Raw genomic sequence first — 19,982 nt, 5'->3', positions numbered from 1 at the left:
GTACGTGTCCATGCCCATGAACGTCTCGTCCGAGCCGGAGGAGGCAGGCCTGCGGCCGCTGTCCGCGCGGTCGGTCGTGCTGAGCCTGCTCCTCGGCGCGCACCCGGCGGAGCTGCCGGTGAAGGACCTGGTCCGGCTGGTGGAGCCCTTCGGTGTCGGCGGCTCCACGCTGCGGGCCGCGCTGAGCCGGATGGTGGCCGCGGGGGACCTGCGCCGCACCGACGCCGTCTACCGGCTCAGCGACCGGCTGCTGGCACGCCAGCGGCGCCAGGACGAGGCGCTCCGCCCGGGCACGCGCGCGTGGGACGGCGACTGGGAGATGGTGGTGATCACGGCGAGCGGCCGCGGTCCCGCCGAACGCGCCGATCTGCGCGCCCGGTTGGCCGCCCTGCGCCTCGCGGAACTCCGCGAGGGCGTATGGCTGCGCCCGGCCAACCTCGACCGCGCTCTGCCGGACATGCTGGGCTCCGTCGCCCGGACGTACGCCGCGCGGCCCGACGAGCCCGCGCCCGAGCTGGTCGCCCGGCTCTGGCCGGTGGACGCCTGGGCGGCCACCGCGCGGACACTGCTCGCTCGCACCGCGGCCGCCCGGACCCCGGCGGACCGCCTCGCCGCGTACGCCGCGGCCGTACGCCACCTGCTCACCGACCCCGTCCTGCCCCCCGGACTCCTCCCCGCCGACTGGCCCGGGGAGGCCCTGCGCGCCGCCTATGCGGGCTATCAGCGGGAGCTGGCCGCCTCGGTGGGGCGAAGGGAGCGTGCCGCATGACGGCCGTGGCTCTCGAACGGTTCCTGCGCACCCGGTTCCAGGAGGAGGAACGGGTGGCCCGGGACGCCATCGCCGGTGCACCCGGCGCGGTCTGGGGTGTCATGGCCGACGAGATCGAGCAGGTGCTCACGTCCTGGGACGGCAGGACCACGCACACACCCATGGTGCAGTTCGGCGCCGACGATCCCGTGCAGCTGCTCACCCATGTGGCCCGGCACGATCCGGCCCGGGTGCTGCGCGAACTCGAGGCGAAGCAGGCTCTGTTGGACGAGCACCGCATGATGGACGACGGCACGTGCCGCACCTGCCACCAGGGCCGTCCTCCTCGTTCGCCCTGCACCACGCTGCGCCTGCTCGCCGTGCCGTACGCCGGCCATCCCGGATACAACGACTCCTGGCGCCCTTAGTCCGGTGGTCCGGCGTTCGAGCGACCTCGGCTCCGACGGCGTCCGGGGGCGACCCCGCCCCACCGCGTTGCGGCGGGCACAGGCGTCGCACAGGCGGACCTTCCTGCGCGGCATCTCCACCATCCTCTTCGAGGGCGTCGACGACACCGGCACCACCCCGGCGCGACCCGCACGCCTTTCGGCGGCAACGCGCTGTACGACGACCCGGCGGGGGAGCGGGAGGGCTCCCGGCCGCGGGTGATCGCCCGGATCCACAGCCCCGGCCACTCCGACGCGGTGATCGACTGCGGCCGTGCGGTACGCGACCCCTCGGCACCGGCCCGGCTGCCGCCCGCCCTCCAGGCCGAGGACCGGCCGCACCTGAACCCCGAGGGCCACCACGTCCTCGTCCAGGCCGTGCCCGGGGGCTTGTTCCGCGGCGGTCGCCGAGGCGTCGGGGGCGAGGTGTTCACGCGGTGCGGGTGGCGCGGGCGCGGTGCGAGGCGTTCCCTGGGAAATGGGCACCCCCGGGGGAGAAACGGGGATGACCAGCGCGGTAGCGGGCACTCGGTGGAGCACGCAAGACGATCTCACCCGAGGAGAGTCATGGCTGAGCAGAAGTCGTCGTCGGCCCTCACGGCGCCCCTGCGCGGCGCCGCCTCGGTACTGCGCAGGGTGCCCGGCGCCGGGATGGTGAGCAGGGCCGCCGAGGGAACCCTGGACAAGGTCGGCGCGGTCTCGCCCCGCGGGCGGCGCATCGCGGTGTACGCGGGGGCCGGAGTGCTCGGCGCGGCGGGCGTGGTGGAGTGGCCGGTGGCCCTCACCGGCGCGGCCGTGGCCTGGCTCACCCAACCCCGGCCCAAGCATCCGGCGGACGGCGGGAACGGGGCCGGGCAGGGTCCCGAGCCCGCCCATGACCTCGGCACCGCGGCCCTGCGGTCCGGCCACGGCGGGCGGTCCCGGGGCGCCGGCGGCAGGGGTCGGGCGGAGGCCGCCGCGGATACCGGGCCTTCCGGCGGGGCCTGGGACGCCGGGGCCGCCGAGGCCGGGGTCGAGGCTGCCGGGGCGGCCGAGGCTTCCGGAGAGACCCGGACCGCCGGCGGCACAGGGACGCACGGAAGCGGCCGCACGTCCGGCAGCACCACCGGGGCACACGGAAGCAGCCGGACGGCCCGCGGCACCGCCACGCCCGGAAGCGCCACCGCATCCCGGACCGGCCGGACACCGAGCACCGCCGGGAAGACCGGCCGTGCCGGGACGGGCGGCGGCGCCCAGGCATCCCGGACCAGCCGTGCGTCCGGCACCACGGGGTCGTCCGGCGGCGCCGGGACATCCGGGACCACGCGGACCTCCGGCAGCGCCGAGGACGCGGTGGGCAAGCCGTCCACCGGGCCGCTCGGACCCACGGCGCGGCCCGACCGCACCACACTCTGAGGAGGGCCATGGCGCTCCGACTGCTGACGGTGCCCTCGGCGGCCGCACGGCTGCTGCCCGCCGCACCACGGCTGCTCGCGCCGGCGGTCGGAGCGGCCGCCGGCGCAGCCGCGGGGACGGCGCGCGCCGGAGTGCGCGGCGCGGACGCCGCCGTACGGGTGGCGCGGGTCGCGCGCAACGCGCTGCCCGGCACCGGCGACCACTGGCGGGCCGGCGCCCGCACCCACCTCGCCCTGCGGCCGGTGGAGCACGAGCAGGTGCGGCGCGCGGGCGGCACCGCCCATCTGGCGCGCCGGGTGGCCGAGGCCCTGGCCGAGCGGCCCGACGTGCTCGTCGCGTACTGGGACCAGGGAATCGCGCGTCTGGTGGTGACCGCGACCGAGGAGGAGGCCACCGACCAGATCATGGACCACGCCGCCGAACTGGCCGAGGGGCACGGACTGCTCCTGGCCGCCGGGGACGTGGAGGAGACCACGCATCCGGCCGACCCGGCCGGGGTGCGCGCGGCCGCGGCCACGCTCGCCGCCGACACGGTGGGCATCGCCGGCGCGGTCACCGCGTACGCGCTCCGGCTGCCGCCGGCGCCGCGCCTGGCCACCGCGGTGGTCACGCTGCTGCGGGAGAACCCGCGCTTCCGCGCCCTGCTGCGCGCCCGGCTCGGGGACACCGGCATGGACCTCCTGCTGGCCTGCGCGAACGCCACGGTCCACGGAGCCGGACAGACCCCCACCTCCCTCGTCCTCGACGGCGCCCTGCGGGCCTGCCAGGTCGCCGAGACCGTGGCCCGTTCCGCCGCCTTCGACGCGGTGCACGACCAGTTGTGCGCGCCCGGGCGGGTCAGCCTCCCGGCGGACGGCGCTCCCCGCCCGCCCCTGCGGGAGTCCCCGGCCCAGGAGTACGCCGAGCACGCCTCCGCGGGCAGCGTGCTGGGCGCCGCGGCCACCCTGCTGGTCAAGCACGACATCACCGAGGCGGCGGAGGCCGTCCTCGCCGGCTCGCCGAAGGCCGCCCGCTACGGCCCCGCCGCCTTCCACGCGCTGCTGAGCGCCGCGCTCGCGCGCACCGGGGTCCTGGTCCGCGACCCCGACCGGCTGCGCCGGCTGGAGATGGCCGGCACGGTCGTCCTGCACTCCAGCGCACTGCGCACCGACGAGGGCGAGGCCGACCCGTGGGCCGAACCGGTGCTGGACGCGGCCCGCCGCGCCCGCCTGCGCGTGGTGCTCGTGGACGACCCCGCCCTGGAGGACTTCACCGGCCTCGCCGACCGGGTCGTCGACGCGCGCCGGCCGCTGGACGACGTGGTGTACCAGGCGCGCGGCGACGCCGGCGCGGTGCTCGCCGTCGCCCGGGTCCGCACGGCCGACGAGCGTGACGTGCTGGCGGGGCTGCGCTGCGCCGACATCGCGGTCGCCCTCACCGACCGCGACGGCGCAGTGGTCTGGGGCGCGGACCTCCTCGCCCTGCACGGGCTGCCCGACGTATGGCGGGTGCTCACCGCGATTCCGGCCGCCCGCACGGTCGGGGGGCATGCCCAGACCCTGGCTCGTTCCGGCGCCGCGCTGTCCGGGCTGCTCGTGGCCGTCGGCGAGTCGGGCGGCGGCCGCGGACGCCTCGCCGCGCTGCCGGGGCTTAGGCACGCCCCCGTCGACGCGGCCGCCGTGTCGGCCCTGTTCTCCGGGGGCCGGGCCGCGCTCAGAGTCGCTGCGGCCAGGCCCCCGCACCCGCACGCGCGCGTGCACTGGCACGAGCTGGACCCCGAGCAGGCCAAGGACCGGCTGGAGCACGAACCGCCCGCCGAGGGCGGCGCGTTCGAGGCGCTGACCGCCCGCGCACGCAAGGCCGCCGCCGGTGTCACCGGGCACCCGGCCGCCGCGCCCGTGCGCTGGTCCTACCGGCTCGGGCGGGCCGTACGCGGCGAACTCCACGACCCGCTCACCCCCGTCCTCGCGGTCGGCTCGGCGGCCTCGGCGATCCTCGGCTCGGTCGTGGACGCCCTGCTCGTCGTCGGCGCCCTGGACCTGAACGCCCTGGTCGGCGGCATCCAGCGGCTGCGCGCCGAACGGGCGCTGTCCGGACTGCTCGCTGACCAGCAGCAGAAGGCCCGCCTCGTCCCACCGGAGACCGAGGCACCGGCCGGCGGCACGCGCACCGTGGAGGCGGGCAAGCTGCATCCGGGCGATGTGATCCAGCTGAAGGGCGACGACGTGGTGCCCGCCGACGCCCGGCTGCTGTGGCAGGACGGTCTGGAGGTCGACGAGTCGGCCCTGACCGGCGAGTCCCTGCCGGTGGAGAAACAGACGGACCCGACCCCGCACGCCCCGGTCGCCGACCGGCGCTGCATGGTCTTCGAGGGTACGACCGTGGTGGCGGGCCAGGCCCGAGCCCTGGTGGTCGACATCGGTGAGCACACGGAGGCCGCCCGCGCAGTCCACCTGGCCGCGCGTACGCCCCCGGCCGGCGGCGTACAGGCCCGGCTGCAGGAACTCACCCGCAAGGCACTGCCGCTGACCCTGGCGGGCGGCGCCGCGGTCACGAGTCTGGCGCTGGTGCGCGGCACCGCCGTCCGGGAGGCGGTCAGCGGCGGGGTGGCGGTGGCCGTGGCGGCCGTACCGGAGGGGCTGCCGCTGGTGGCCACCGTCGCGCAGCTGGCGGCCGCACGGCGGCTGAGCCGCGGCGGAGTCCTCGTCCGCACCCCGCGCACCCTGGAGGCGCTGGGCCGCATGGACACCTTCTGCTTCGACAAGACCGGCACGCTCACCGAGAACCGGCTGCGCCTGGTGCGCACCTCCGACGCCGACGGCACGGTGCGCCCGGTCGACGACGCCGGCTCCGCGGACACCGTGCGGGCCGCCGCCCGCGCCTGCCCGCGCGTCGACGGCGATGCCGAGCAGCCGGTGCACGCCACCGACGAGGCCGTACTGGCGGCGGCCGGTCCCGACCCGGAGTGGACACAGCTGGCGGACCTGCCCTTCGAGGCGGCCCGCGGATACGCCGCCGCCGTCGGCCGCAGCGGGGACGGCCCGGTGGTGCTGGTGGTCAAGGGCGCCCCGGAGACCGTGCTGCCCGCCTGCGCCGGGCTGTCCGAGCACGCCTCCCACGCGGCCCAGGCGCTGGCGGGGGACGGCCTCAGGGTGCTGGCCGTGGCCGAACGGCGGCTGGGAGCGGACGAGCAGGAGGCCGACGTCGTCGAACAGCCGCTTCAGGGGCTGGAGTTCACCGGGCTGCTCGCCCTGTCCGACGTACCGCGCGAGACCTCCACGGCGCTCGTGGCGGGGCTGCTCGAGGCGGGCGTACGACCGGTCATGCTCACCGGGGACCATCCGCAGACCGCGCGGGCCATCGCGGCCGAGCTGGGCTGGCCCGAGGACACCGTCGTGGTCACCGGCGACGAGCTGGCGGCGGCGGACCGGGCGGCCAGGGCCCGGATGCTGCGGGACGCGGGCGTGGTGGCGCGGGTGGCGCCCGAGCAGAAGCTCCAGGTCGTGGAGGCGCTGCGGGACGCGGGCCGGGTCGTCGGCATGGTCGGCGACGGTGCCAACGACGCCGCGGCCATCCGCGCCGCCGACATCGGCGTCGGGATCAGCGCGCGGGGTTCGGCCGCCGCGCGCAACGCCGCCGACATCGTCCTCACCGACGACGATCTGACGATCCTGATCGACGCGGTCGGCGAGGGCCGAGCCCTGTGGCACAGCGTGGCCGACGCCATCGCCATCCTGATCGGCGGCAACGCGGGCGAGGTCGGTTTCGGCATTCTCGGCACGCTGCTGTCCGGCCGGGCGCCGCTGTCCACCCGGCAGATGCTCATGGTGAACCTCTTCACCGACCTGTTCCCCTCGATGGCGGTGGCGGTGACCGAGCGGGAGGACGCGCCGACAGCGGCCGACGGCGACGACGAGCCCGGCACCGTACGGGCCCGCGGCGGCTCGCCGGAGGACGCCTCCGCCGTCCTGGGCGCGCCCCTGCTGCGGCAGATCCGGCACCGGGCACTCACCACCACCCTGGGCGCGGTGACGGCCTGGCTGATCGGCCGCTTCACACCGGGGACCACGCGCCGCTGCAGCACGATGGCGCTGTGCGGGGTGGTCGGCACACAGCTCGTGCAGACGTGGCTGGACCGGCGCGAGAGCCGCCTGGTGCAGATCACCTGCCTGGGTTCCGCCGTGGCGCTGGTCGCGGCCGTGCAGATCCCGGGCGTCAGCCACGCCGTCGGGTGCACCCCGCTCGGCCCGGTCGCCTGGACCGGTGTCCTGGCGGCGATCGCCCTGGCCCTCGCCGGGCAGCGGGTACTGCCCCGCCTGGAGGAGACGATCGGCCGACTGCTCCCCGTCTGACCGCCGGACACCCGCGCTCGCGTTGGCCGGTGGGTGGGGGCGGCGGGAGTTGGATCGGCGCGCTGGACTGGTCGGTGGTGGTGGTCGGACCGGCCGGTGGTGGCGGTCGGCGCGCTGGACCGGCCGGTGGTGGCTGGTGCCTGCGCCGGATCGACCGGTGGTGGGCGCCGTGCGGACCGGCCGTGGTGGTGGGTGGCGCCGCTCAGACCGGCCGGTCGTGGTCGGCGGGCGCGCTGCATCGGCCGGTGGTTGCCGGCGCCCGGGCTCGGACCGGTCGGTGGGCGGGTGGACGTGATCGGACCGGCCCGCGGTCGCGGATGGACGTGCTGGATCGGCCGGTGGTTGCCGGCGCCCGGGCTCAAACTGGTCGGTGGGCGGGTGGCCGTGATCGGATCGGCCGGTGGTCGCGGAGGGTCGCGGCCGGGCGGCCGGTGGTCGCGGAGGGCCGCGGTCAGGGCGGCCGGTGGTCGCGGTCAGACCGAGCGGTGGTACGGGTCCGGTACCCGGAGCTCGCCGCCCAGCTCGCGGGCCGCGTGTCGGGCCCAGGACGGGTTGCGCAGCAGCTCGCGGCCCAGCAGGACGGCGTCGGCCTCACCGTTCGTGACGATCTTCTCGGCCTGCTCGGCCTCGGTGACCAGGCCCACGGCGGCGACGCGCAGCGGGCTCTCGGACTTCACCCGGGCGGCGAACGGCACCTGGTAGCCGGGTCCGGTCGGAATGGTCACGCCGGAGGCGTTGCCGCCGGTGGAGACGTCGAGCAGGTCGACGCCGTGCGCGTGCAGGTCGCGGGCGAAGCGGACGGTGTCCTCCGTGGTCCAGCCGCCGTCCTGGAGCCAGTCGGTGGCCGAGATGCGGAAGAACACCGGCTTGTCCTCGGGCCACACCTCCCGTACGGCGTCCACGACCTCGAGGGCGAACCGGGTGCGGTTCTCGTAGGAGCCGCCGTAGGCATCGGTGCGGTGGTTGGAGTGCGGGGACAGGAACTCGTTGATCAGGTAGCCGTGGGCGCCGTGGATCTCGGCGATCTCGAAGCCGGCGGCGAGCGCCCGGCGGGCCGCCGCGGCGAACCGGCCGACGATGTCCCGTATCTGATCCACCGTCAGCTCGGTCGGCACGGGGTGGTGCTCGTCGAAGGGCACCGCGCTCGGGGCGACCGGCTGCCAGCCCTGCGCCTCAGGTCCGAGCGGAGCGCCGCCCTTCCAGGGCCGGTCGGTGGACGCCTTGCGGCCGCTGTGTGCCAGCTGGATCCCCGGCACCGCGCCCTGGGCGGAGAGGAAGCGGGTGATCCGGCGGAAGGCCTCCACCTGCGTGTCGTTCCACAGGCCGAGGTCGTAGGGGGAGATCCGGCCCTCCGGTGAGACCGCGGTGGCCTCCACGATGATCAGGCCGGTGCCGCCCGTGGCACGCGCCGCGTAGTGCGCGAAGTGCCAGTCGTGCGGGGCGCCCGCGAGCGGGCCCTCCGGCTCGGCCGAGTACTGGCACATCGGCGGCATCCACACCCGGTTCGGGATGGTCACTCCACGCAGGGTGATGCTCTCGAAGAGCGCGCTCACGTCAGACTCCGTTCGTCACGGGACCATGGGGCGGCTCATACGATAATCCTCGTACTACGAGATGTGTCAAACTACGACGCCTCTCGTACAATGAGTCGCAGCCGAGGAGTTCCGTGACGAAGGGCAGCCGCCGTGACCGAGACCGCCACCGCCGGCCGTGCGCTGCCGCACCCGGAGCGGGAGGAGATCCGCCTGGAGGCGGTGCTGCACGCGCTCTCCGACCCGATGCGGCTGCAGATCGTACGCGAACTCGCCGCCCGGGAAGCGGAGTTGACCTGCTCGCAGTTCGAACTGCCGGTGACCAAGTCCACCACCACGCACCACTTCCGGGTGCTGCGCGAGAGCGGGGTCATCCGGCAGGTCTACCGGGGCACGGCCAAGATGAACGGGCTGCGCCGGGACGACCTAGACGGTCTCTTCCCCGGACTGCTGGACAGTCTCCTCGCCGCCGCGGACCGGCAGTCCGTCCGCCTCGGCGACGGAGCCTGAACCCGCCCTCCCCGGAAGGTGGTTGAAGAGCAGGTTGAGCACGATCGCGGACAGACAGCCCGCGCTGATCCCGCTGTTCATCACCGTCTGGAACCAGTCCGGGAACTTCTCGTAGACCGTCGGCACACCCACCGGCAGCATGCCGATCGCCACCGGCACGGCCACCACGGTCAGATTGTGGTTGCCCTTGAAGTCGACCCCCGCCAGCGTCCGCAGCCCGCTCGCCGCGACCGTGCCGAACATGACCAGCCCGGCGCCGCCCAGCACCGGCGCCGGGACCGCCGCGACCACCGCGCCCAGCTTCGGCAGCAGACCGAGCACCACCAGGATCCCGCCGGCCGCCGCCACCACCCAGCGGCTGCGCACCCGGGTCATCCCGACCAGGCCCACGTTCTGCGCGTACGCCGTGTACGGGAAGGTGTTGAACACCCCGCCCAGCACCGTCGACAGGCCGTCCGCGCGCAGCCCGTCGGCGAGCGAGCGCGGCTCGGTCTTCCGCCCGGTCAGCTCTCCCACGGCGATCAGGTCACCGGTCGTCTCGGTCATCGTCACCAGGGCGACCACCAGCATGGACATGATCGCGGAGGCCTTGAACTGCGGCGCCCCGAAGTGGAACGGCGTGCTGATGCCCACCCACTCGGCGCCGGAGACCCCGCTGAAGTCGGTGAACCCGAACGGCACCGCGACCGCCAGACCCACCGCGATGCCGATCAGAACGGCGATCCGGCCGAGGGCGGCGGGCGCGAACCTCTGTACGGCCAGCACCACCGCCAGCACGAAGGCCGCCAGCGCCAGGTTCTTCGGCTCCCCGAAGCCCTTCGCACCGGCACCGCCCGCCGCCCAGTTGCCCGCGACCGGCAGCAGCGAGACCCCAATGATCAGGATCACCGTGCCGGTCACCAGCGGCGGGAAGAAACGCAGCAGCCTGCCGAAGACCGGCGCGAGCAGCATGATCGCCAGACCTGCCACGATCACCGAGCCGTAGATCGCGGGCAGCCCGCCACCGGTCGTCCCGATGAGCACCATCGGCGACACCGCCGCGAACGTACAGCCCTGCATGATCGGCAGCCGGACGCCGAACCGCCAGAAGCCGACGCACTGGATCAGCGTGGCGATCCCGCACACCAGCAGGTCGGCGGTGATCAGATACGCCAGGTCGGCGGGCGGCAGCTTCATGGCGCCGCCCACGATCAGCGGCACGGCGACGGCACCCGCGTACATCGCGAGCACGTGCTGCAGCCCGAAGGCCGCCAGCTGCCGTGCCGGTGGTATCTCGTCGACGGGGTGGACGGCTGCGGTGGTGGCCATGGGGACTCCAACGGTGCGCGAGCGGGGAGTGGCATCCGAACAGGACGAGACCGTAAGCCTCTTGAACAGTTTGTTGATTTCCGGTCTGTTGCCGCCATGTGTCGTGCCCGCCCGGCCGATACGGAATCCCTGGCCACCGGAATCCCCGGGCACCGGAATCCCTGGCGGCCTATGCCGACCGGGCCGCCCCGAGCAGTGCGTCCCAGTCGGCCAGCTTGACCACACCCCGTCCGAGCCGCGCGCCCAGCTCGGCCTCGGCCCGTTCGATCGCCAGCCACCCCGCCCACGGCACCGGTTCGATCCCGGCCGCCCGCAGCGCGGGCACCGGATCCTCGGGCACCTGCCGGCCCAGCAGCGCCGGAGCGTCCGCGAGCAAGGAGGCCGCTGTCTCCTTGGCACAGGGCCGGTTGGTGCCGATCACACCCGTCGGACCGCGCTTGATCCACCCGGCGACGTACTCGCCGGGGGAGGGGACACCCTCGCGCACGACACGCCCCGCCGTGTTCGGCACCGTGCCGCTCGGCGCGTCGAACGGCAGCCCGTCCAGCGGCACCCCGCGATAGCCCACCGAGCGCAGCACCAACTGGGCCGGGACGTCCACGAACCGGCCCGTGCCCGTCACCCCGCCCCGCCCGTCCGGCGCGGTCCGCTCGAGGCGCACGCCACCCACCCGGCCGGCCTCCGCGAGGAATTCCACGGGGCGCAGGAAGAACCGCAGGCCGATACGCCGGGCGGCATCGGCAGAGGAACGGGCGGCCCAGCCGCGCAGCACCTCCAGATTGCGACGCTGTACGGCGGGCAGGGCGGCGGGGTCGGCCGCATCCAGCGCCAGGTCGGCGGGGTCGACGGTGACTTCGGTGCCGGGCAGCGCGCCCAGCTCGCGCAGCTCCTTGGTGGTGAAGCGGGCCTGCGAGGGGCCGCGCCGGCCCACCATGTGCACCTCGGTGATCCCGCTCGCCGTCAGCGTGTCCAGCGCCGCCTGCGGCATGTCCGTCGGGCGCAGCTCCGCGGCACCCCGGACCAGCATCCGTGTGACGTCCACCGCCACGTTGCCCACGCCGATGACCACGGCCGACCGCACTCCGCGCAGAAAGCCCGCGTCGGCCGCGTCCGGATGCGCGCTGTACCAGGCCACGAAGTCGGTCGCCGACCAGCTGCCCGGCAACTCCTCGCCCGGAATCCCGAGCCGGCGGTCCGTGGCGGCGCCCACGCAGTACACCACCGCGTGGTACAGCTCCCGCAGCCGCTCGACGGGCAGCCCGCCGGGGCCGCCCACCCGGACCCCGCCGAGGAACCGCACCCGCTCGTGCTCCAGCACCGTCCGCAGGCTGCCCTGCAGGGACTTGATCTTCTCGTGGTCCGGGGCGACGCCGTAGCGGACCAGGCCGTACGGGCACGGCAGCCGGTCCAGGACGTCCACGGACACCCCGGCATCCTGCTGAACCAGGCTCTGAGCGGTGTAACACCCGCTCGGTCCCGAACCGACGACGGCGACACGCAGCACAGCGGTACTCCTCGGCCGAAGGAGGTGGTGTGCGGACGGCTCCAGCATGGCACCGACGGTCCCGTGACGGCAGGGGCCGGCGGGGTGACTACGAAGCGTGTCCGTTCGTATGGAATGTGATCATGAGGTTACGTTGCGTGTGTGCCAGAAGCATCCTTTCTTCACCTCTCCGACCGGAACGCGGAGGACGGCGCGGTGTCCGTGTGGCCCGCGTGGGAGGTGCGGGAGCACTGCGACACCACGTCCTGGTTCCATGTGCGGCTGGCCTTCCCGGACGGCGCACGCGTCGACGCCCTGGCCGTCGTGCGCGAGGGATGCGTGTCCATCGAGGACGTCAGCGCCCAGCCGGCCCTGTCCCTCCCCGACCTGACGGTGCTCGCGGGCTGGATCGAGGGGCCGCTGTTCGAGTCCTGCGGGGTGGAGCGGCCGTACGGGACCGACGGCGACGAGCACCTGGCGGAGCGGCATGAACCGGAAGCCGGTGAGGGGGCCGGCGACGAGGAGTCCGGCGAGGAGAAGGCCGGTGAGGAGGAGGTCTGCGCGGAGAAGACCGGCGAGGAGAAGGCCGGTGACGACAAGGCCGGTGGCGAGGGCAGTGAGGTCGGTGACAAGGTCAGTGCGGAGGTGACCGCGCCCTGTGCGGGTCCGCGGCGGGCACGGCCGGTCTGGCCGCGCGGCATCGAGGGGCGTCGGCGGGTCGCGCAGGAGTACCGTGCCGCGCAGCAGCAGGGGTGTGACCCGGTGCTCGCCGTGATGAGCGCGACCGGATACAGCCGCCGCCGCTCCCTGAGGCTGATCGCGCAGGCGCGCGACGCCGGGTTCCTGCCCCCTCGTCACGCCCGCCGCACCTGAGGCGAGTTGCCGTCCCAAGCGGCCCCGCGCGTCCCTCAGGGACTGCTCGGACGCTCCTCCGTCGCGAAGAACCGGGACAGGTCCCGCTCCCGCGCCTCCTTGCACTTGTCGCTCTCCGGCGGCACCCCGGACTCCCAGTCCAGGCCGTACCGCTTGAACAGTTCCGCCCGCAGCGTGGGAACGGGCATCGGCACCCCCGGCACCAGCGCCGCGTACACCGCGCCCATCAACAGGGCCCGCAGCATCGGGTAGTCGGCGGCGACGTCCTGCGAGCCGTACCGGGCGACGGTGTCGCTGAGCAGTTCCGACAGCCGGCGCTGCTCCGGGCACTGCACGAAGCCCTCCGCCTGCAGCAGCCCCGCCATGTGCTGCCGCATCAGCACCGGCCGGTCGCGGGCCAGCCCCAGGATCGCGTCGATGGTCCGGGCGAGGCGCTCCCGGCCGTCCTCGGTGTGCGGTTCCCGCTCCAGCGCCTCTTCCAGCGTGCGGTGCATCAGCCGGTGCACGGCGGACTGCACCAGCTGGCGCTTGCCGGGGAAGTAGTACGACACCAGTCCGCGCGCCGAACCGGCGCGGTCCGCGATGTCGCCCAGCGTGGTGGCCTCGAAGCCGTGCTCGTCGACCAGTTCCACGGCGGCCTGCAGCAACCGCTCCCGGGAACGCCGCCGCAACTCTTCATTGACCGAGGCGCTGCGCGGGGACATCCTGAAACTCCTGCGTTGACTGGCTGCCAGCCAACTATACTCATCGCAGTGGGCACCGCCATGCGCGGGCCCTGTCCAGGGCTGCCGTCCGTCTGGGGCGACGCGGGGGATCGTCTCAGGCGGACGGCGCGGTAGCGAGCCCTTTCCGGCGCCGTGCTCGGTCGCGCCCGCTCCGTACCTCGCATTGCTGTCGCAGGTCGGACTCCGCGCGGCGGTCAGCCCCGGTAGCCCACTCGGCCTTGGCGCGACGCTGCCGCAACAGGTCCCAGCACCGGTCGAGCGCGGGCAGCAGAGCGTCGGGTCTCAGCCCACCAGGTCCAGTACGGGCAGCAACGCGTCGGGCCGGTCCGTGACCGGCAGGTGGTCGACGAAGTGCACCCGGCAGCCGAGCGCGGCCGCACCGCCGTCGGCCTCCTTGCTGTCACCCACCATCACCACCTGCTGCGGATCGGCGCCCAGCGCCGCACAGGCGACCGAGAACAGCCGCGGGTCCGGCTTCTGCACGCCGTGCTCGTACGACAGGACGTACGCGTCCACATACCGGTCGAGCCCGTGCTCGCGGAACACCGGGCGCAGATCCCAGCCGATGTTGCTGACCACGCCCACGCCGATCCCGCGCTCGTGGAGCGTGCGCAGCACCTCGGGGGCGTCGGGATACGGGGCCCAGGCGGCCGGGGTCTTGTGCCGTTCGTACAGCGCGTCGTGCAGCCCGGGGTGGGGCAAGGGCACCAGCCGGGACAGGCCCGTGTAGACGGCCCGGTGCCGCTCCGCGCTCTCGTCCCGCACCGCCCAGACCCCGGCCAGGTCCGCGGGCAGCTCCACCGGGTTCGCGCCGCCCGGCAGCGCGCCGGCCGCCTCCAAGGCCCGTGCGGCCGCCTTCAGTTCGGGTTCGGGCAGGGTGTGCCCCGTCTCGGCCAGCACCGCCCGCAGCCAGGACTCGGTGGACTCGACGCGGAACAGCGTTCCGGAGAAGTCGAACAGCACTGCAGTCATGCACCTGACCCTATCCGGGCCGGTGCTCGACGGTGTCGGCGTGTCCGGGCCGCGGCCAGTCGTACACGACCACGGCCCGGGGCCAGTGGACGCCCGGCCACATCCGGGTCACGCCCTCACCCAGCAGCGAGACCGCGGCCGGCGCCGAACCCAGCACGGCGTGCTCCCGCCGGCCGCCAGCTGCCAGCCGACAATCGACAGCCGGCCGTCAGCCGAGGGCCCGCAGGCCCGGAACCAGGGCCACCAGTACCGGGATCACCGGCACCAGTGCCGCGGCGGCCGTCAGACGCAGCCGGCGCAGGGCGGGGAGCCGGTCCGGGGGAGTCAGCAACCGGTGCACCCGCTGCGGCACATGGGCCTGCGGGGTGGGGCAGGGGCCGAACAGGCCCCGCTCCTCGTTGAGTTCGACCAGCGCCAGCGCGGTCGTCAGCCGGCCGAAGCGCCGGGAGGCCATGTCGTCGGCGGCCAGCTCGACCAGCCGGTGCATCTCGTCGCGGAACGCCGCGAACACCGGCACCTGCGGGAACCCGCCCGCCAGTGCCGCCGAGCAGTGCAGCAGCCAGTCGTGCCGGGCCTGCGCGTGGCCCTGCTCATGGGCGAGCAGTGCGTGCAGTTGACGCCCTTTCAGACGGCGCAGCGCGGCCGTCGTGATGACCAGGCGGGGTGCCGTACCGGGCAGCCACCAGGCGTCGGGACGCTCGCCCTCCAGCACCACCAGCCGGCCGCTCGCCGGTTCCTCGCCCGGCAACAGCGGGGCCCGCACGAGGAGTTCGGCCCGCCGTGTGCGCCGCCGCGCCCGGGCCCGTACGACCTCGCGCACCAGCATGGCCAGGCTCCACAGGCCGCCCGCAGCGAGCAGTACGGCGGTGGGCGCCGCCCACGGACCGGCCGTGCCGAGGGCGTACGCATCCACGACCGCGCGCGGAGCCCGGGCGAACAACGGTCCGCGCACCTCCTGCCAGGCGGCCGACGCGCTGAGCGCCATCGACAGCACGCAGCACAGCAGGACGGCCGCCACGACGCACTGCCACACCCAGAGGGCGAGGACCGGTTCGCGGTCCGGCCAGTCGGCCCGGGCGAGCAGCCGCGGGGCGACGACGGCGGTCAGGGCACCGAGCAGCAGCAGGGTCACGGGGACCATCATGGTCAGCACCCTATGAGCGCGGGGCCGCCCACGGGTACGGTCCGTGCCACCGAAGTGACGCAGACAACGCACCCGTACAGACCCCGCTCACATGGTCAGCAGCATGGCCACCATGCCGATTCCCATCGACAGCCGGCAGGCCCGCGCCAGCTCCGGCCGGTCGCCCCAGCCGACCGGGCCGCCGCCGGCCCCGGCCCCGGCCACCGCGACGGCGGCAGGTACCAGACGGGCGCCGGCGAGCAGCACGTATGCCGCGAAGTACAGCAGCAGCAGGCTGGTCAGCAGCGGCACCCCCGAGCCGCCGTGGGAGTGGTGGGCGCCGGGTGGCGCCGCGGCCATCGCCACCGACATGTAGACCATCGCGGACGTGCCGACCAGGTGGTGCACGTGATGCGGGGCGGTGCGCGCGGACCACAGCGCGCGCAGTGCCGCCGCGCCGAACACCGCCGCGTACACCGGCCATGCCCACCTCGGGGGCGAGAACGCCGCCGCCGGCACGGCCATCACGGCCATGCCGAAGCCCATCAGCGCCTCGCCGCCCGCGGCCCGGCGCTGTTCCTCGACGCGGCTGCGCATCCGCAGCAGGCAGTAGGCCCCGGTCGCCGCGCACAGGGCGACCAGCAGCCACGCTGCCGGTACCGGTCCGTGCACGCGCACCTCCCCGTTCGACGTCGGTCGAGGGATGCGATGCCCACGCGATGCGGAGCGCACGCGAGCGCAAGGGTGTACACGGGGAGCATTGGGCGGAGCGCGGCAGGCGAGCGCGCCCCGCGGGATCGCCGCTGCGGCGAGAATTTTACAAGTAAAACACATGCTAAATTGATGCTATGAGCAGTGCGACCCTCCACCGACTTCGACTCCCCCTTGCCGGAGTGCTCCGCCTCGGGCGGCCCTCCGACATCTGGTTCAAGCCCGCGCTGAGCGTGGTCGCCGCGGTCGCGCCGCCCAACCTGGTCCTGCTGGCGCTCGGCCGCCTCGACCTCGCGATGTACACGATGGCCGGGTCGCTGTGCGCCCTCTACGGCCACAACCGGCCCTACGCCGCCCGCGCCCGCGTCCTGGCCGGGGTGGTGCTCGGCATGGTCGGCGGCCTCGCGCTCTCCCTGCTCGCCGCGTCACTCACGAGCGATGCCGTCGCCCTCGTCACCGTCGGCGCCGTGATGGCGGCCGTCCAGAAGACCGTGAGCGACGCCACCCGGCTCGGACCGCCCGGGAACGTGGTCCTGACCTTCATCAGTTCCGCCTCGCTGTTCGCGCCGCAGGCCCTCGGCCAGGTGCCCGGACATGTGGGAATGGCGCTGGCGGCCGGCGTCTGGGCCTGGCTGGTCGGCATGGCGCCCGGGCTGCTCCGCCCGCACGGCCCCGAGCGCCGCGCCACCGCCCAGGCCCTGAACGCGGCCGCCGCCTACGCCGACACCCGCGGCACCACCGACGGGCACGCCCGGGCCCGTGCCACGAGCGCCGCGGCGATCCACGCGGCCTGGCAGTCGCTGCTCGCCGCCGGCTCTCGCCCCGACCGCACCCGGTGCGCCCTCGAACGGCTCCTCGTCCGCGCCGAGGTCGCCCTCGCCGCCCCCGCCGACACCGACCCCGCACGGCTGCGCGCCTGGGCCCGCGAGCTGCGCGGCACCGGACGGATACCGCGCGTCGAGTCCCCGCGCGCGTCCGCCGACGAACTCCTCGGCATCGAAACCGAACTCGCCCTCCCCCAAAGGCCTTTGCGGCAACACCTCGCCCCCCTCGCCCCGATCGCCGCGCGCACCGCGATCGGCTGTGCCCTCGCCGGTTACGCCTCCCTCGCGCTCGGGGTGGGCCGTCCCTACTGGGCGCTGGTCACCGCGGCCTCCCTCTACCAGGCCAACATCACCCTCACCTGGAACCGGGGCGTCCAGCGAGTCGTCGGCAACGTGCTCGGTGTCCTCGTGTTCGCCCTCGTCGCCCCGCTGGCTCGTCTCCACCCGGTCGCGCTGGTGCTGTGCTGCCTCGCCTTCAACTTCGGCGCCGAAGCGCTGATCGCCCGCAACTACTGGCTCGGCACCGTCTGCGTCACCCCGATGGCCCTGCTCGTCACCGAGTTCGCCCGCGCCCAGAACCCGGCCGAGCTGATCACCGAGCGGGTCGCCGACACCCTGGTCGGTGCGCTGGTCGGCTTCGGCGCGGCCGTCGCCGTCACCAACCGGCGTGCGGGCGACCGCCTCGAACACGCCCTGACCGCGGTGGAACGCACCCGCGAGCACGCCGCCCGGCTGCTGGCCGAGCCGCACCCGGCACCCCGCGCCCTGGAGTCGGCCCGCCGTACCCTCGCCGCCGCCCTCGCCGACCTGCGCGCCACGGCCGACGCCGCGTCCGGCGAGTGGTGGCAGCGCGCCCTGCCCGAGGAGCGGGTCGTGCTCGCCGAACAGTCCGGACACCGTACGCTCGCGGCGACGGTACGACGCCAGGGGTTGGTACCGCGGAACCACGATCAGGCGCCGCAAGAGCCCGGCCGGCGCCAGGAGCGGGACCAGGACCGGACCCCGGGCAGGACGACGGAGGACATACGGCCATGACGGCGACGAACGGCGGACACACGCCGGCGGACGACACGGCCGACGCGGGCCGCGCGGGCGACCACCGGCCGCCTGCCGGGCCGGAGCCGACGGACGGCCGTAGTCCCGGTGGTGCACGTCCGGGGCACGGTCGTAGTCCCGTTGGTGCACGTCCGGGGGACGGTGAGGACACGGCTGGTGCGGGCGGGGCGGGCGCCCCTCGGCACTCGGACGCGGAGTCGGCGGACGGTCGTAGTCCCGGCGGTGCCCGCCCGGGGGACGGTGGCGACACGGCCGCTGCGGGTCGGGCGGGCGATCCTCGGCCCGCCGGCGGGGACAGCGGCGCCCGCCGGCCAGGCCACCCCGGCAGGCCCGCGAACGGGACCGGAACCGGGACCGGGACCGGAACTGATCCGGTCCCCGCTCCCGCCCCCGCCCCCGCCGCTGACCGTGACACCGTCGCCGCCGTCGTCCGGCAGTGGCGGGCCGTTCATCCCGAGCTGGACACCGGGCCCATGGAGGTCATCGGCCGGATCAACCGGTGTGCCGCGCTGCTCCAGCAGGCCGAGGACGCGCCGCTGCGCCGGGCCGGGCTCAGCCGTCCCGAGTTCGACCTGCTGGGCGCGCTGCGCCGCACCGGCCACGAGCTGACCCCTGGGGAGCTGGTCCGCGAGACCTTCTCCTCCGGGGCCGCCGTCACCAAGCGGCTCAAGCAGCTGACCGAACGCGGACTGGTCGAGCGGCGCGGCGACACCCGTGACCGCCGCGTCGCCCACCTCCGCCTCACCGACGCGGGCCGCGACCTGGTCGACGGCATCCTTCCGGAGCAACTCGCCTACGAGACAGCCGTGTTGAACGTGCTGGCTCCCGAGGGGCAGGGTGAACTGGCGCATCTGCTCGCCGAGTTGCTCGGCCGCCTGGAGGGCCGGATGGGGGCGCTGCGGACGTAGGGGGAGGGAGCGTCACCCTCGTCCAGACGCTTCACCCGGTCCACGTCCGCGTCCAGCCGGACCTCGGTGCTCACAACGTTGTCCGCCGGTTGCTCCGGCAACAAGCGCGGGTGAGCGCAGCGCCTCAGCCCTCCTCGCCGGCCCGGTGCACCCCGAACGCCGCGCCCTGCGGATCCCGCAGTACCGCGATGCGCGGGCCGTCGGGCACCGACACGGGTGCCATGACGATGTCCCCGCCCGCACGCTGCGCGACCTCGGCCGCAGCGTCCACGTCGTCCACCGCGAAGTACGGCATCCAGTGCGGCGGCACCTCGGGCGGGAACCGGTCGCCCATGTCGGCCATGCCGCCGAAGTCGTCGCCGTCGATGCCCCACTGCGTGTACCACTCCGAGGCGTTGACACTCCAGCCGAACACCGTGGTGTAGAAGTCCCGGGCCCGCTCGGTGTCCCGGGTCGCCAGTTCCACCCAGCCGAGGGTGCCGGGCGCGTTGAACAGCCCGGCGCCGGGGAAGGACCGCGCCTGCCACAGCTGGAACGCCGCGCCGGTCGGGTCGAGGGCCACCGCGAACCGGCCCACGTCGAACACGTCCATCGGGCCGAGGATCACCGTCCCGCCGGCCTCCTCCACCCGCCGTGCCGCCGCGTCCGCGTCGGTCACCGCGAAGGAGACGTTCCACGCCACCGGCTGGGACTCCTGGTAGAGCGGGGTGAGCGCGGCGACCGCCGCGTCCCCCAGGTGCGCCACCGTGTACCCGCCCGCCTCCTGCCGCGGGTCGGTCTCCGGCCGCCAGCCGAACAACTCGGTGTAGAACCGCTTGGCCCCCTCCAGATCGCTGGTCCCGAGCTCGGTCCAGCACGGTCCGCCGGTCACCGGCCTGTCGAACTTCATGGGGGTTCCTTCCGGCCGGGGCGGGCCTGCCGCGCCGCACAGAGCGCTCTCCCGGCACGCTAACCCCGGCTTCCCGCCCCGGCCATCCGGGACGGTCCCCGGGGCGGGCGGGGAATTCGCTTGCCCGCCCGGAGCGGGCTGCGGAAGG

17 protein-coding genes and 1 pseudogene are annotated in these 19,982 nt (G+C 74.9%); 8 read left to right on the top strand and 10 right to left on the bottom strand.

Features of this window, described 5'->3' with window-relative positions; translation table 11 throughout:
• Positions 1-10 precede the first annotated feature (10 nt).
• The 4 genes from ACWDEN_RS26310 (at position 11) to ACWDEN_RS26295 (ending at position 6,920) form a co-directional block, all read left to right on the top strand.
• Entirely contained in the window at positions 11-769 is a 759-nt protein-coding gene (locus ACWDEN_RS26310; RefSeq protein WP_450860254.1) for a PaaX family transcriptional regulator C-terminal domain-containing protein, read from the top strand.
• Positions 766-1,176, top strand: coding sequence for a DUF6221 family protein (locus ACWDEN_RS26305; RefSeq protein WP_450860253.1), 411 nt, complete (start codon positions 766-768; stop codon positions 1,174-1,176). The genes ACWDEN_RS26310 and ACWDEN_RS26305 overlap by 4 nt, the downstream gene beginning before the upstream one ends.
• Before the next feature lie 585 nt (positions 1,177-1,761).
• Positions 1,762-2,589, top strand: coding sequence for a hypothetical protein (locus ACWDEN_RS26300; RefSeq protein ID WP_450860252.1), 828 nt, complete (start codon positions 1,762-1,764; stop codon positions 2,587-2,589).
• Between the two features lie 8 nt (positions 2,590-2,597).
• Positions 2,598-6,920, top strand: a complete 4,323-nt coding sequence (locus ACWDEN_RS26295) for an HAD-IC family P-type ATPase (RefSeq protein ID WP_450860251.1) — start codon at positions 2,598-2,600, stop codon at positions 6,918-6,920.
• Positions 6,921-7,393: 473 nt separating this feature from the next.
• Here the strand turns inward: ACWDEN_RS26295 and ACWDEN_RS26290 are convergent, their stop codons facing one another.
• Positions 7,394-8,473 (bottom strand): NADH:flavin oxidoreductase/NADH oxidase, encoded by a 1,080-nt coding sequence (locus tag ACWDEN_RS26290; RefSeq protein ID WP_450860250.1) that lies wholly within the window; start codon positions 8,471-8,473, stop codon positions 7,394-7,396.
• A gap of 132 nt (positions 8,474-8,605) precedes the next feature.
• Between ACWDEN_RS26290 and ACWDEN_RS26285 the strand changes: the two genes are divergently transcribed.
• Positions 8,606-8,962 carry an ArsR/SmtB family transcription factor gene (locus tag ACWDEN_RS26285; RefSeq protein WP_351617830.1) on the top strand — a complete coding sequence of 119 codons (357 nt, stop codon included), beginning with the start codon at positions 8,606-8,608 and terminating at the stop codon, positions 8,960-8,962.
• Here ACWDEN_RS26285 and ACWDEN_RS26280 read toward each other — a convergent pair.
• Entirely contained in the window at positions 8,879-10,270 is a 1,392-nt protein-coding gene (locus ACWDEN_RS26280; protein WP_450860249.1) for a nucleobase:cation symporter-2 family protein, read from the bottom strand. The two genes, ACWDEN_RS26285 and ACWDEN_RS26280, sit on opposite strands and share 84 nt — an antisense overlap.
• A 169-nt stretch (positions 10,271-10,439) precedes the next feature.
• Entirely contained in the window at positions 10,440-11,774 is a 1,335-nt protein-coding gene (locus tag ACWDEN_RS26275; protein ID WP_351617836.1) for an FAD-dependent oxidoreductase, read from the bottom strand.
• Positions 11,775-11,969: 195 nt separating this feature from the next.
• On the opposite strand from ACWDEN_RS26275, the gene ACWDEN_RS26270 reads away from it, so the two are divergent.
• Complete coding sequence (locus ACWDEN_RS26270; protein WP_450860276.1) at positions 11,970-12,626, top strand: DUF6214 family protein; 657 nt, start codon at positions 11,970-11,972, stop codon at positions 12,624-12,626.
• A 35-nt stretch (positions 12,627-12,661) separates the two neighbouring features.
• On the opposite strand, the gene ACWDEN_RS26265 is transcribed toward ACWDEN_RS26270, so the two are convergent.
• The 6 genes from ACWDEN_RS26265 to ACWDEN_RS26240 form a co-directional block, all read right to left on the bottom strand.
• Positions 12,662-13,330 carry a TetR/AcrR family transcriptional regulator gene (locus ACWDEN_RS26265; protein ID WP_351617839.1) on the bottom strand — a complete coding sequence of 223 codons (669 nt, stop codon included), beginning with the start codon at positions 13,328-13,330 and terminating at the stop codon, positions 12,662-12,664.
• A 115-nt stretch (positions 13,331-13,445) separates the two neighbouring features.
• Complete coding sequence (locus ACWDEN_RS26260; protein WP_450860275.1) at positions 13,446-13,619, bottom strand: DUF2630 family protein; 174 nt, start codon at positions 13,617-13,619, stop codon at positions 13,446-13,448.
• 14 nt (positions 13,620-13,633) lie between these two features.
• Positions 13,634-14,323 carry an HAD family hydrolase gene (locus ACWDEN_RS26255; RefSeq protein WP_351617842.1) on the bottom strand — a complete coding sequence of 230 codons (690 nt, stop codon included), beginning with the start codon at positions 14,321-14,323 and terminating at the stop codon, positions 13,634-13,636.
• Positions 14,324-14,333: 10 nt separating this feature from the next.
• Positions 14,334-14,480 carry a hypothetical protein gene (locus ACWDEN_RS26250; protein WP_450860248.1) on the bottom strand — a complete coding sequence of 49 codons (147 nt, stop codon included), beginning with the start codon at positions 14,478-14,480 and terminating at the stop codon, positions 14,334-14,336.
• Positions 14,481-14,531: 51 nt separating this feature from the next.
• A complete protein-coding gene (locus ACWDEN_RS26245; protein WP_351617848.1) occupies positions 14,532-15,467 on the bottom strand; it encodes a M56 family metallopeptidase in 936 nt (311 codons plus the stop codon).
• Between the two features lie 87 nt (positions 15,468-15,554).
• Positions 15,555-16,118 (bottom strand): DUF5134 domain-containing protein, encoded by a 564-nt coding sequence (locus ACWDEN_RS26240; protein ID WP_351617850.1) that lies wholly within the window; start codon positions 16,116-16,118, stop codon positions 15,555-15,557.
• 176 nt (positions 16,119-16,294) lie between these two features.
• On the opposite strand from ACWDEN_RS26240, the gene ACWDEN_RS26235 reads away from it, so the two are divergent.
• Together ACWDEN_RS26235 and ACWDEN_RS26230 are read left to right on the top strand one after the other, a co-directional pair.
• The gene (locus ACWDEN_RS26235; protein ID WP_450860247.1) at positions 16,295-18,016 is read left to right on the top strand and encodes an FUSC family protein; all 1,722 of its coding nucleotides are present in this window, start codon (positions 16,295-16,297) and stop codon (positions 18,014-18,016) included.
• A gap of 428 nt (positions 18,017-18,444) precedes the next feature.
• Positions 18,445-18,945, top strand: a pseudogene (locus ACWDEN_RS26230) (MarR family winged helix-turn-helix transcriptional regulator); the annotation flags it as partial.
• A 124-nt stretch (positions 18,946-19,069) separates the two neighbouring features.
• Here ACWDEN_RS26230 and ACWDEN_RS26225 read toward each other — a convergent pair.
• Positions 19,070-19,834 carry a VOC family protein gene (locus ACWDEN_RS26225; RefSeq protein ID WP_450860246.1) on the bottom strand — a complete coding sequence of 255 codons (765 nt, stop codon included), beginning with the start codon at positions 19,832-19,834 and terminating at the stop codon, positions 19,070-19,072.
• Between the last annotated feature and the right edge of the window lie 148 nt (positions 19,835-19,982).

The sequence above is a fragment of the Streptomyces sp. NPDC001153 genome, assembly GCF_053598315.1.
Note: the sequence above shows the minus strand (reverse complement) of the source record. Positions and strands in the feature narration are given on the sequence as shown.